The organism is Phycisphaerae bacterium (genome assembly GCA_017999985.1).
Lineage (GTDB): Bacteria > Planctomycetota > Phycisphaerae > UBA1845 > Fen-1342 > JAGNKU01.
Genome location: JAGNKU010000001.1, coordinates 679,245 through 692,663, shown reverse-complemented (window position 1 = coordinate 692,663; position 13,419 = coordinate 679,245). Strand labels below are relative to the sequence as shown.

General features: G+C 67.4%; 7 protein-coding genes. 4 read left to right on the top strand and 3 right to left on the bottom strand.

Annotation, left to right across the window (positions count from 1 at the left end):
- Positions 1–10: 10 nt before the first annotated feature.
- Both KA383_02775 and KA383_02770 read right to left on the bottom strand, forming a co-directional pair.
- On the bottom strand, positions 11–1,993 hold the full coding sequence (locus KA383_02775; protein ID MBP7745028.1) for a DUF2961 domain-containing protein: 1,983 nt from the start codon (positions 1,991–1,993) through the stop codon (positions 11–13).
- Positions 1,994–2,219: 226 nt separating this feature from the next.
- Positions 2,220–2,705, bottom strand: coding sequence for a hypothetical protein (locus KA383_02770; GenBank protein ID MBP7745027.1), 486 nt, complete (start codon positions 2,703–2,705; stop codon positions 2,220–2,222).
- 204 nt (positions 2,706–2,909) lie between these two features.
- On the opposite strand from KA383_02770, the gene KA383_02765 reads away from it, so the two are divergent.
- Complete coding sequence (locus tag KA383_02765; GenBank protein MBP7745026.1) at positions 2,910–4,385, top strand: hypothetical protein; 1,476 nt, start codon at positions 2,910–2,912, stop codon at positions 4,383–4,385.
- Positions 4,386–4,617: 232 nt separating this feature from the next.
- Positions 4,618–5,400 carry a methyltransferase domain-containing protein gene (locus tag KA383_02760; GenBank protein MBP7745025.1) on the top strand — a complete coding sequence of 261 codons (783 nt, stop codon included), beginning with the start codon at positions 4,618–4,620 and terminating at the stop codon, positions 5,398–5,400.
- 291 nt (positions 5,401–5,691) lie between these two features.
- On the opposite strand, the gene KA383_02755 is transcribed toward KA383_02760, so the two are convergent.
- A complete protein-coding gene (locus tag KA383_02755) occupies positions 5,692–8,976 on the bottom strand; it encodes a hypothetical protein (protein ID MBP7745024.1) in 3,285 nt (1,094 codons plus the stop codon).
- 887 nt (positions 8,977–9,863) lie between these two features.
- Between KA383_02755 and KA383_02750 the strand changes: the two genes are divergently transcribed.
- Both KA383_02750 and KA383_02745 read left to right on the top strand, forming a co-directional pair.
- Positions 9,864–10,976, top strand: coding sequence for a DUF3142 domain-containing protein (locus KA383_02750; protein ID MBP7745023.1), 1,113 nt, complete (start codon positions 9,864–9,866; stop codon positions 10,974–10,976).
- Positions 10,954–13,113, top strand: a complete 2,160-nt coding sequence (locus KA383_02745) for a hypothetical protein (GenBank protein MBP7745022.1) — start codon at positions 10,954–10,956, stop codon at positions 13,111–13,113. Before KA383_02750 ends, KA383_02745 begins: the two co-directional genes overlap by 23 nt.
- Positions 13,114–13,419 lie beyond the last annotated feature (306 nt).

Here is a 13,419-nt window from a genome sequence, read left to right as displayed (position 1 = left end):
ACCGGCACCGCTATTCAAGATTCTTCAGCGCCGCGTCGGCCGCCCATTTCACCCGCGGGATCTTCGCCAGCTCTTTGAGCAGCGGAATCGCCGGCACGGCGGCCGGCTTGCCAATGCGGCCCAGGGCCGTCGCGTACGACCGCAGCACCTGCACGTGCTCGTCCTTCGCGGAGCCGGCCGCGATCAACGCCGGTACGGCGTCGCGCGCATCCTGGCCGATCGCGCCGATCGCATTCGCGGACATCAGCCGCACGTTCTGGTCGCCATCCTTCAGGGCTGCAATGAGGGCGGGCAGCGCGGGCAGCGCCGCGCGCCCCATGTCGCGCAGGGCGATCGCCGCCAGTCCACGCAGGACCGGGTCAGGATCCGATAGAGCCTGCCCGATCTCCGCCACGCTGCTGGTCGGCATGCGCGGCGGCTGGATGTTCGCCGCCGCCGCCCACGCCGCCGCGCCGGTGCGCGCCAGCACGATGTTATCCACGCCGAGGTTGAAGCCGTCCGCAGCTTCGCGCTTGCCCACGCACTCGAACGTCAGCGTGTGCCGGCCCTGCGTCAGGTGCGGCCAGCCGACCTGGAAGCCCAGCCCCACGTACGTCTCCGGTGCATACCCGTCGAAGTGCGTCCGGGGCAGCAGGTCCGCCCCCGGTTCATGCTCGAGCTGTGCCGCGGCGGGCGGCTGGCCGTCCAGCAGCACCGTGTAAACCCCGTAGTTCGGCGCCTGCGCCACCTCCGTGTAGACCTCGTACTCGCCATCCGCGGGCACGTCGAACGGAACTGCGAGTCGCGCACCCGGCCCCTGGGCCTCGAAGTACAGCACGTCCTTCGCCCAGAACAGCTCTGGCAGGATCGAAACCTTGCCTTGTTCAGACTTGCACTCCGCCAGCGCGCGTTCCACCTCGATCTGCTCGGCGTTGCCCTGCGGCAGCCGGGCCGGACCGTACGGCACCGGCGGCTGATCCTGCGCGATGCCCTCCTGATACCAAAACGCGACGCTCGACATGAGATCGGTCCGCTCGCCGAACGCGGACTTCACCGCGCCACTCGGCTGATACGTCCAGCCCTTGTGCTCGATCTCGAACCGCAGCGATCTCGTAAATGGCACTGGGTCCACCAGGTGCCAGCGATACGCGGTCATCCGCGCACCCAGGTCCGTCCCCTCGGCGACCGTCACGCCGTAGTGCGGCCCGTCGTTCACGTGCAGGCCCCAGGCATCGTTGAAATAGTCCTCGCTGCCGGTCCCCTCGATCGACGGCCGCGCCGCTCCATCGACCCAGAAGAACTCGTCGCCTTCGCCGAACCAGCCGGCCTCGCACTGTACAACCGACAGCACCGTGCCGACATAGTGGCCCCGCCCGGCGACGTTCAGGATCTCATACGGCCGTCCATCTGCCGGCGCCGGCAGCATCTGCCGGTAGCGCGCGTGGAAATACGGCGTGCTCGCCGGCAAGGACGACACTTTCTGCCAATCGACGTGGTAATACAGGTTCGTCACGCGGCGACGGCCTTCGTTCGTGATCGTGATCTTGCACGATTTGCGAAACGGCATTGGCCAGTAGCAGTTGCGCGCCCGGCCGTCGGAGCTGTTGCGCACCATCAGCGACTCGACTTCGTGCTCGACGCCGTTGCCGACCGCGAAGAAATCGCCGAGCGGTGTATCGACGCTGGGCGTGTCGCTGCCGTCGTAGTACACGCGCAGGCGCAGCAGCCGCGGCCAGCCGTACTCGTTGTCGGCGACGGTGATCCAGATGTGCGAAACGATGCCGGGGCCTTCCAGGTCGGCGAGCACGGTCGTCTCGCCCGGGATCGGACGCATGCTGTCGTCGTTCGAGCTCCAGTCCGGGTTGTTCGACGACACGCGGTGCGCCGTGAATTGCTTGGGCTCCGTCAGACGGAACGGGTCGGGCAGCCCGGGCACGTTCGGCCCGGCGCAGCCCCAAAGCGCGGCGGACAGCAACGCAGCCGTCGCGAACGCCGGCACCAGGCGCTGCTCCATGACTTCCTCCATCGCCAAAACGATCGGGATTCACCCACCGCGCGCCGCGCGCCGCAAGCGGCGACGTACCCCGGACAGGCGGCTGCGGATCATTCTGTCACTCCGCCGGACCGCGTCAAGATGTCGTATCACGACGGCGGTCACGCCGCACCCCCCAAAGCGCAACAGCCTTCGTGGCTGTTGCAGTGCCCTTGTCGACCGGCTCAGTTGTCCCGGCTGGCCGTGGCTAGCGCTTGGTGACGGTCAGGGTCGTGCCGTCCCAGGCGACGTCGACCGAATATGTATGATTATTCTCGATGTCTTCGTACTTGATTGTCACGTTCTGGGTGGCCAGCACCACGCCATTGCGGCCCGCCTGGAAAATCCAGGTCTGCGGACTGTTCGCCGCCTCCCGCACTGCGTCGTCACAGTCATTGATCGCGGCATTATCGGAGGTGAGGATGAACCACTCGATCGGCTCGAAGAAAAAGCCCTGGTACTGGGCGCGGCGCGTGCCCTCCGGCGACACGCGGTTCGACAGGTCGAACGTCTCCTTCCCGGACACGAACATGCGGATGTTCTCCGTGTCCGAGTTCGCATAGTTCGCTTCCACGATGTAGGTTCCGTCGCAGATGACCTCGCATCCGCACAGCGCGAACACGCACACACCCAGCACAATGCCACAACCTGCCTGGAGCCGCGCTACCCAACGCGCGCCTGCTACGTTCGACATGACGTGATCTCCTTTGTGACATGACGTGCCCGGCGGACACCATGGCACTGTACCGCGCGACGGTGACCGTTCCAAGCGCGGCCGGCGCCATAGCGGGTCAACGCTGTCTGCCGAGGTCGCACGAGGTCCACTGCGATGTCACAATGCTCGATCGACGCTTCGTAGCTCGCACGCATTCGTCGGACGCCGGATGGAGGTCTGCCAATGTGCACCGCACGTGTGATCGCCCAACCCCTCCTGCTCATACTGCTCGCGGTGCCCACCCGCGCGCAGGTGCCCGCGACGCAGCCCGTCACGATCGGCTCGCAGCTCGAGCTCTTCGTCGATGCCGCGCTCATCGCCCACACGCAGGGCGCCGCGCTGCGCCTGCACAGCCCCGTCCGACAGGAAACCGTCTTCACCTTCGATGCCCCCTGGGAAGGCCCCGAAAGCGGCTACGTCGCCATCCTGCACGACGGCACCCGCTGGCGCATGTATTACCGCGGCGGCGGTGAGCAGACCCGCGAACACGCCTGCCTGGCCTTCAGCGAGGACGGTCGCCAGTGGACACGCCCCACCCTCGGCCTGTTCGAGTCTAATGGATCCAAGGACAACAACATCATCTGGACCGGCCCCAACCCGGCCTACTGCCAGGCCCATAACTTCACACCCTTCCTTGACGCCAATCCCGCGGCGCCGCCCGACCAGCGCTGGAAGGCCGTCACGCTCGACGTGGCCCAACTCCCGGGCGAGAGTGATCGCCGCCCCGTCCTGGCCGCCTATGTCTCGTCGGACGGCATTCACTGGCGACGTTTGCAGGACGACCCGATTCTCACCGTCGGCAGTTTCGACTCGCAGAACGTCGCCTTCTGGGACGCCGCCCGCGCCACGTACGTGTGCTATGCCCGGATCGGGCGCGACGGCAAGCGCAATATCAACCGCGCCACCTCGACCGACTTTGTCCACTGGACCCCGCCGGTACTGCTCGACTACGGCGACGCGCCCATCGAGCATTTCTACACCAACGCGATCACACCATATCCGCGCGCCCCGCACCTGCTGCTCGGCTTCCCCATGCGCTTCGTGCCGCCCGCGCAGCGCGCCACCGTCGGCTACCCGCCACGCAAGACCGACGGCCTGTCCGACGCGGTCTTCATGTCCAGCCGCGACGGCGTCCACTGGCAGCGGCCGCTCCTCGAGGCGTTTCTCCGTCCCGGCCTGGACCCCGGCCGCTGGGGCGGTGCCCACGGCAACAACACGCCGGCCTGGGGCCTCGTGCAGACCGGCCCGACCGAGTTGTCTGTTTACTGGGCCGAGAACTACGGCACGGACAACGAGGGTCGCGCGCGAATTCCACGCTTGGCCCGCGGCACCGTTCGCCTCGATGGTTTCGCGTCCATGCACGCCGGCTATGCCGGTGGCGAGTTCATCACCCACCCACTCGTCTTCGCCGGCTGCCGGCTGCGGGTCAACTTCTCCACATCCGCCGTGGGCAGCGTCCGCGTCGAGCTACAGGACGCGGCCGGCACGCCGTTACCCGGATATGCGCTCGCGGATGCGGAGGAGATCTGGGGCGACGAGCTTGAACGGGTCGTGACCTGGAAGGGCGGCGAAAACGTTGCCGCGCTGGCCGGCCAGCCCGTGCGGTTGCGGTTCGTGCTCAAAGACGCCGACGTTTTCGCGTTTTGCTTCGGCGAATAGCCGCGCAATTGACGGTCCGCGGACGGAACATATGATGGGCTTTGGATGGTAACTGCCTGATATCGAAGTCACGGACCGCCCGGCCACGCCGAAACGAACGGCTTGTGCTTATCTGCGCGCGGTGCGGTGGCTTCGCCCATCGAGAGTCTGCGTCGTAAGCCCGACTTGCCAGAATACAACAATGCGGCGCACGGCCCGACACGGCGCGTGCCCGTCCAAAGGACAGACACCAGTGAACGAAAACGAACGCATGCAGTTTTTCTACGAGATGTTCAACTCCTCTCTGCTGCGCCTGGGTCCGGGCACCGACGCCTGCACGCTGCGGGCGCTGAACATCGTCCTGGCGGCCAGCCCGCGCCGCGCGGCGCCCACCGGGCAAACGTGGCCCAGGATCCTCGACGTCGGCTGCGGCACGGGCGCTCAATCGCTCGTGCTGGCCCGGCACCTCGACGGCCCCATCCTCGCCATCGACAACCAGCAACCGTACCTCGACGCCCTCCAGCGGCGCGCGGCGGCCGCCGGCGTGCAGGGCAAGATCGTGACTCGGCTGGCCGACATGCGCACCGTTGAGCTCGACTCGGGCGCCTTCGACCTGATCTGGTCGGAGGGGGCGCTCTATTGCATGGGCTTCCGCGAAGGCTTGGCGAAGTGCCGCGCGTGGCTGGCCGACGGCGGCTGCCTGGCGGTGACCGAACTCTGCTGGCTGCGGCCGGGCGCTCCGCCGGAGTGCCGCCGGTTCATCGAAGGCGAGTACCCCGTCATTGCCGACATCGATGCGAACGTGCGTGCAATGCAGGCCTGCGGGTACACCGTGCTGGACCATTTCGTCCTATCCGAGTCGGCGTGGACGGACGAGTACTACAACCCGCTCGAAGCCCGCCTGCAAATGCTCCGTATGCGCCACGCCGGCGACGCCGAGCGCTTGGACATGATTGCAGGAATCCAGGCGGAGATTGACAACTACCGCCAGTACTCCGCGTATTACGGCTACGTGTTCTGCGTAATGCGACGCTGAAAGCCCGTCGTGCTCTGCATATGCCCAGGCCCCGGCGAGGCAACCACCGCGCCGGGGCCGGCGATTTCTGAGCCGAGCGGCGGCGTGAACGTTGGCCACGGCCGGCTTCAGCCGGCCTGCGTTTGCCACCTGCTTTAGCTGGTGGTGGTCGACCCTCCACCCGCTCTAGCTTTTCTTCTGTCTCCGCCGGGCTCCGTGAGCCCGGCGGAGACAGAAGAGGGGGAGAGTCGCTCTTGCGCACCCCCGACTGAAGTCGGGGGCAAACGCCCGTCGGCTGAAGCCGACCGTGCGTCACTTGATCGTCACGCGCTCCGCCACGCGCAGCATGACCGGACCCAGCAACCCGGATTCCGGCAGCAGCGAATCCCGCGTGTGGTGCTTCCAGGTCGTGAACGTGAACCGCTCGCGCGCCCGCGGCGCCTGGCCATCCAGCAGCCATTGCGGCCAGCGCTTCAGATGCACACCTTCCCATTCGCAATCGTCCGGAAGCTGCTCATCACCCACCAGCCGGTTCACCCATAGATTCGTCACGCGGACCTTCAGCGTGTTCGGGCCGGGCTGCACGCAATCCGTGATCTCCGCCGCAAACGGCGGTTTCCACCATACGCCCAGGTCGTGACCGTTGAGCGTGACCTCCGCCAGGTACTTCACGTCGCCGAGATCGAGATACAGGGCCTTGTCGGGCGCCAGCAACACCGCCGGCACGTCGAATTCGCGCTCATACTCGGCCGTGCCGGAGAAATAACGCACGCCGGCCTCGCCGTGCTCCGTCCACGAGATCAGCTTGTCGAGCGTGATGCTCGCGGGCGCGCCCCAGTCCGGCGGAAAACGCACCGTCCACGGCCCGCCGATCTCGACCGGCTCCGGCACCGGCGGCACCTGCACCGGCGTCGTTTTGCCACTCGCCGCACGGAACTCGTATACGCCGGGATGGAACGCCTGCAATTCGAGCTGCCCCGGCTTGGTGACGGTCACGCGATACGTCGGCAGGCTCGCCGCACCGCCGGCCGCTTCGACCAGTTCGAGCGTGGCATTCTCATCCGCGCTCCGCGTCACCACCTGACCATTGAGCGCGTACTCCACGCGCAGGCGTTTGACGTGGTTGTACGTCGGATCGCCGAACGTGGAGTTGTTCGCCGGTATGCTGGTCTCGCCTGCCGCCACGAGCGCCGCGACCTTCGCGGTCACGTCCGCACCGCCCGCGCCGTCCACGGCCTCGTAGCGCGCCGCCCGAATTTCGATCTTCGGCGCCAGCTCGACCTCATCCGCTTTCGACGGCGTCACGTCAACCACGTGATCGCCTGCCGCCGCCGGCCGAAACACCACGAACAACGAGCCGGCGGGATCAAAATGGATCGGCACTGTGATCCGCCCATCCCGCTCGGACCACACCGGCGCCACTTCGATCGTCCCGCTATCAGCGTGCCACAGCTCCGGCACCTTGCCGCTCACGCGGAACGTGCATTCCACCTCCGCCGATCGCGGCCTCTGGTTCGAGACGAAGTAGACGTCGGTGCTGTCCACCACGCGATGAATCCACGCCATCTTCGGCTTGAACCCGGCACTCGCGAACTCGCAGTCCGGCTTCACCTTCAGCCCGCCGAGCACTTCTTCCGGCGTCTGGCCCGCAATCGCCCGCCCGCTACCGAACGCATGCTCCTTCACCGCCTTGCCGTCGCAGTTGCCCCACACCTCTTCGGCCAGCTTCTGCACCTTGGCGTCGCCGTCCGGCAGATCCGCCAGGCTCGGCGACTTGGCCGGTTTCGGCCCGATGACGGTCGCGCCCTGCTGCACCAGCTCGCGCACCTTCGCGAGCAGCCCCGGCGTCATGAACGGCGTGTCCGGCAGAACCAGCACGCGGTAGCTCATGCCGTCCGGCAGCACGAGCCGCCCGTCCTTTACCGTCATGCGATTCAGCAGCACATCGGCGTTGCACGCGTCGTAGTCATAGCCCTTCGCCTTCAACTCCGGATTGTGCGGGGCGTTGTTGGGCGCGGCCTCGCCGGCGAAGTAGCACACGTCCGCCACGGCCAGCCCCTGTTGCAGCAGGTATTGGCAGCGCGTCAGGTACTGCACCCACGCCTTGCCCGGTCCCCACCACGTGTTCGTGCGGTCGAAGTGCGTGCCCCACTGGCCCATCGTCATCCCCGGGAACCGGTCGAGCCACGGCTGGTGCGCGTAGCGGTGGAAGATGTAGCGGTTGATGCCGGTGCAGTACATGAGGTCGCCGACCGCCTTCAGCGAATACGGATAGCTCCGCCAGCCTGCGCGGCTGGGGTTCGCCGTGAACGCCTCGGCCCCGACCAGCTTCCGCCCATACGTGTGTGCCACCGACGCCGCGAGCTTGCACGAGTTGCTTTCGCCATCGCCGACCCAGAACTCGCCCATGGGAATGTCCGCCGGCCGCCCGGACAGCAGGCACTCGAACGGACCGTCATACGGCTCGATCGACGCCAGCAGGCCGTGCTTGTGGCAGAGCTCGCCGAAATATCCGTAGTAGTTCTCCGCGAACAGGTCCGCGATCGTCCGGCGCAGGTCCCACAGGAACCGCTCCGAAACTTCGCCGCTGTCCACCACGCGGCCCGTCAGCACCGGCAGCAGCAACAGCGGATCGTAGCCCCGGCGCTTTTTGAACTCCTCGCGGAACTGCGGCGTCCAGTTCTGGTGGCCGACCTCGTAGCTGTCGATCAGCACGTTGTTCAGCGTCTTGCCCGCCAGCGGTCCGACATCCTGGATGACCGGGCCCATCATGCCCGCCCAGTGCGCGTCCAGGCCCGCACGGCTCAGCTTGTCGCACTCCAGCCCGCGGCCCGATTCCGGCGACGGGTGATTGTCCTTGCCCGTCGGCGTGTAGCCGATGCGGAGGATCGTCCAGTCGCCCGCGGGCACGTCCCAGGTCAACCGCCCGTCGCTGCCGAGCTTGCTCGTGAGATCGACGATGGCCGCCCGCTGCACGACGGCGTCCGCCGGATACTCATCGAGCGCCGGCTGCTGGCCGTAGCGGGCCTCGTACCCGGCTTTCGGCTTGATGTCCGGGATCCGCTTCGCGTCGTCACGCGGCGTCGGCAACGCCAGCACGGCGATGTCGCGGTAGTAGTCGCGGTTGGTCTGCGGCTGCGGCAGCGCCGCCGCGAACTTCGTCGGCCCCTTCGTCGGCGTCTCGCTGATGACGACCATCTGCATGGCGTGCTCCGGCGTGACCCAGGGGCCGCCGCTGTTGGACCAGCCCGCGCAGTTGTGCATGCAGATTTCGAGCCCGAGCCGGCCGGCCTCGCTGACGGCGTGCTTGACCAGTGCACGCCACTCCGGGCTCATGATCAGCACGGGTCCGACGGGGATCTGCTCGGAGACGTTGAAGATCTGGGCCCCGCCCAGCCCGAACTCCTTCATCGCCTCGAGGTCCGCGGTGATGCCCTCCTTCGTGACGTTGCAGTTCATCCAGTGCCACCACGTGTGCGGTCTGGCCCCGTCCGGCGGATTCTGAAACCCCTTGGCCAGGTTGTCCTGCGCGGCACTGCGCGCGACCAGCATCAGCAGACTCAGCGTCAAGGCCAGGAAGGTTGTCGTGCGTGTCATGGCTGTGTTCTCAGGTAGGTCGGTTCCCAAACGGACAGACGCCGCAAACTGCCGGCCGAGCGGCCCCAAGGGTCGGCGTCCGCCATCGACTCCGCGTGTAATCAGCACCACCGTGTGCTACACCAGATGATTGTGTGTCAGCCTATCGCTGCCCCCGCCGAGCGGCAAGCACGTCGCCGCTGTAGGGTGGGCATCGCCCACCATCTGAAGCGACGAAGCGACACAGCCACGCAGCCACGCAGGGATACATCCGAGCCCGACGCGCCAGCAGGGGCCCCGCGCAGCGCATCAGAACCCCGCGCAGCGTTTCGGAACCCCGAGCGGCAGCGGGTGGGCCGCGCGCAGCGCGCCGTGTGCCACTGCTCTTGAGCAGTGTCGCCCGCTTCTTCGCCCCATCGGGGCGTGCGGCTGTTGCCAGGGGTGCAACCCCTGGACCGCGCCCCCTGCTCACCTGTTCTCCTCTCTCCTCTCTCAAGTTCCAGCCCGCGCAGCGGGCGCTGGCGGTGAATTGAGTGAGGTGTCCCCGGATCGTCAGATCTTCGATATCCCTGGATTTTGAGGCTGGTGGTCTCGCAGGGCTCACCGCTGGTATCATGCGCATGTGCACATGCGCCACGGAAGGTGCAAAACAACCGCTACGGCGGGGACGTGCGATGGACCGCAGGTCAATCGTCAGCATGCGTTCGGAACGGCGGCGCGCCAATTCGCTTCTGCCACGCTGGGCACCGTGGCTCCTCGCCGGCGCTGCACTCTCGGTCATACCTACAACGTGGCTTACGAGGTCTTCTGCACCGCGCGCCGCCGGTGCGCTCATCCAAGAGGCCTATGTCTGGCAGCGCGTTTGGACCGACGATGTACGCACCGGCGTGGACCGGGCCGCCACATCCTTGGACGGACTGGCACTCTGGTTTGCCGAGATCGAGTGGCAGCAGTGTGAGCCGCGGGTGATTCGCGGTGACATTGACTGGGCGTACGCCGGCCGGGTTTCCGGGCCGATTAGCCTTGTTCTGCGCATCGGCCCCTATGCGGGGCCATTCGCGGAAACCGGCGAACCGGCGGATGCGCTGGCCGCGCTCGCGGCGGAGCTGCTGCAGCGCGCCGCGGCGAGCGGCGTGCAGATGCGTGAATTGCAGCTTGATTTCGACTGCGCCACCTCCAAGCTCGTTGGCTACCGACTCTGGGTCAACGCCATTCGCCGGCGGATCACACCAACGCCACTGGTCATCACCGCCCTCCCAAGCTGGCTGAATAGCGCCGCTTTTCAGCCGCTTGCTACGGCGACAGATGGTTTCGTGCTCCAGGTGCACTCCCTCGAACGGCCGCGCGGGCCGGACTTGCCGATGACGCTTTGCGACCCGGAGGCGGCCCGGCGCGCCGTCGAGCAGGCGGGTCGGGTCGGCGTGCCGTTCCGCGTGGCGCTGGCCACATACGGGTACTTCGTCGGATTCGACGAACAGGGCCAGTTCATCGGGCTCCAAGCGGACGGGCCGGCGTTGACTTGGCCGGCCGACACGCAAGTGCGCGTGCTGCGCGCAGACCCCGCCGCAACTGCTGAACTGGTGCGTGGCTGGAGCGCGGATCGACCGGCCACGATGCGCGGACTGATCTGGTACCGCCTGCCGATCGACGCGGATGTGCTGAACTGGCGCTGGCCGACGCTGGTCGCCGTCATGGCCGGACGCGTGCCGCAGGGCCGACTGGAAGTGGATGCCCGCCGCCCCGAGCCTGGCTTGGTCGAACTCGACTTGGTGAACACCGGCGACGCAGATGCGGCCCTGCCCGCGGAGGTTACCGCGGCGTGGGCGTCGTCGCGGCTGGTGGCCGGCGATGCGCTGGCTGGTTTTGAGCTGGACGACACTGGCCCGGCGCAAGCGCGGTTCCGCCTGGGTCGCGGCATGGAGTCACAGTGGATTGCCGCCGGTCAACGCCGCACACTCGGCTGGCTCCGGTTCGCCGGTGACACGGAGGTGGAACCCCATGTTACGCCGACTCGACATTAGGACGTCCCTGGTGGCCGGGCTCATCGCGTTGAGCGCTGGAGTGGCCGTCGCGTGGGCGTGCGGCCCGTTCTTCCCCAACCGGCTCCTCATGAGCGGCGATAGCGCGGTGCTGTGGGCGCCGGTGGCGGACTTCCGCATCGAGATCGAACGCCTGCGCCCGACCGGTGCGCCTGTGTTCCGGGCTGTGGTGCCGGACGATTGCGACTACCGTGAGTCCGCATACGCGCGCCAGACTGCGGACGCCGATCGCGCGGACCTGCGCACGGCGTTGGACGCGCTGCGCACGCCTGCGGACCAGCGCGACCGGCTGATCGTGCAGCACGACGCCCTGCGCGCGGTGCTGCGCGCCCACGCCGACGCGCTGGCGCGCTACGAGCTGCAACGACCCGACAGCGTTCCGCCCCGGTTGCCGGACGTGACGATTCCGGAGGGGCTGCCGTCGGAGTTTGCGCTGTACCTGCGGGGCGCGGTCGCCTACTACCGCGACGAGTTCGACGGCGCCCGGGATGCCTGGCGCGCGGTGCTCGCCTTGCCGCCCGCGGAGCGGCGGTTTCGATCGACCTGGGCGGCGTTCATGCTCGGCAAGTCGTGGCTCAAGTCCGATCCGGCCCAAGCCATGGAATGCTTCCAGCAGGTGCGCGCCCTGACCGGCGACGGGTTTGCCGACAGCATTGGACTGGCATCGTCGAGCTTGGGCTGGGAGGCCAACGCTGAACTGAAGCGCGACCACGTCGAGCGGGCGGTCGAGCTCTATCTCCAGCAACTGGCGACCGGCGACCCAACGGCCGTCTGGTCGCTGCGTCTGATGGCAGCGCGCATCCTGAAGGGCGGTGACGAACTGTTGCGCCGCGCCGCGCGGGATGAAAACGCCCGGCGTGTCGTCACGGCATACCTGCTTGCCCGGGGCGGCCCGCAACAGTCGATTGACGATGCTCCGCCGGCGGCTCTGACGCAGAAGTGGCTTGAGATGATCGAGTCGGCGCAAGTGACGGACGTCGCGGGCGCCGAGCGCCTGGCGTGGGCTGCTTACCAGGCCGGAGCCTTCGCGAGCGCTGACCGCTGGCTGAAGCTGGCGCCGACTCAATCGGGTGTCGGCCATTGGATCCGTGCGAAGCTACTGCTGCGCGCGGGGAAGACCGATGAAGCCGCTGCCGAACTGGCACTTGCCGCACGTGGATTTCCTCCGGACGCGCGCTGGGAGAACCTGAATACCGACTTCGCCGATGACGATGAGGAGAGCGGGCTTTCGCCCAGTGGGCGCGCACTCGGCGAGCTGGGCGTGTTGTGCTTGGCGCGCCGGCAGTACGTCGAGGCGCTGGATGCGCTGCTGCGGGCGAACTACTGGCTGGATGCCGCGTATGTCGCCGAGCGCGTCCTGACGCTCGACGAACTCGTTCGATATGTCGATCGGAATTGGCCGGCAGTCAGCGGCGAAGTCGAGGCAGCGCTGCGTTCTCAATATGACGGCCTCGCGTTCCAGGACCCGCCGACCGGCCTGAGTGTGTTGGGCGAAGTCAACGTTCGCATTCGCCATCTGCTCGCGCGTCGCTTGACTCGCGCGGAGCGCTGGTCCGAGGCACGCGCCTACTTTCCGGCACGCTGCCAAGCGGACTTCGACGCCTACGTACGGAACCTGCGACTCAGTCGCGATCACGTGCAGGCCAACACGGAGCGCGCGCGGGCCCTGTGGCAGGCCGCGCGTCTCTGCCGCTACGACGGCATGGAGCTGATCGGGACGGAACTGGAACCCGATTGGTACGCGGCGTACGAAGGCGATTTTGAGCTGCCCACGGTGTCGCAGGTCCGCGGCGCGCGCGCGAGGCAGAAGCTGACCGCCAGCACGGCCGATGAGCGCGAGCGTGCGGATCGAAGCCGCGTCCCGCTCGGCAAGCGCTGGCACTACCGCTACCTGGCCGCGAACTGGGCTTGGCAGGCCGCGGAACTGCTGCCCGATGAATCCGATGAGACGGCCCGGGTGTTGTGCGAAGCCGGATCCTGGTTGAAGGGCCGAGATCCGCAAGCCGCGCAGCGGTTCTACAGGGCGTTGGTGCGGCGCTGTGGGAAAACGGAACTGGGTCGCGAGGCCGCACGGCTCCGCTGGTTTCCGCCGCTGCCGCGCGAAAGCGCCAATGAGTAGCGCCTGTGCCAACACCACGTGCCGCGCTCTCCGAAGCCGGGTGTTTGGCTGCGGCAAATGATGGCACTTGATCGAGCGGATCTAGCGCGCGGATCTGGGGACGCCTGTCGCTATCCGGTTGACGTTCTGGCGGCGCGGCTGGTTCGCTCACTCCCGTTCGCGGCTCGGAAACCCGTTCCACGTCCCCACGTGCCTCTTCTGTTCCCTGTTCCCCGTTCCCTGGCGGCTCCGCCGGCGCCCCGTTCCCCCGTTCCCACATTCCCACGCCCACAGCAACAGAATCTATCAATCCTAGTATTCCCTGCG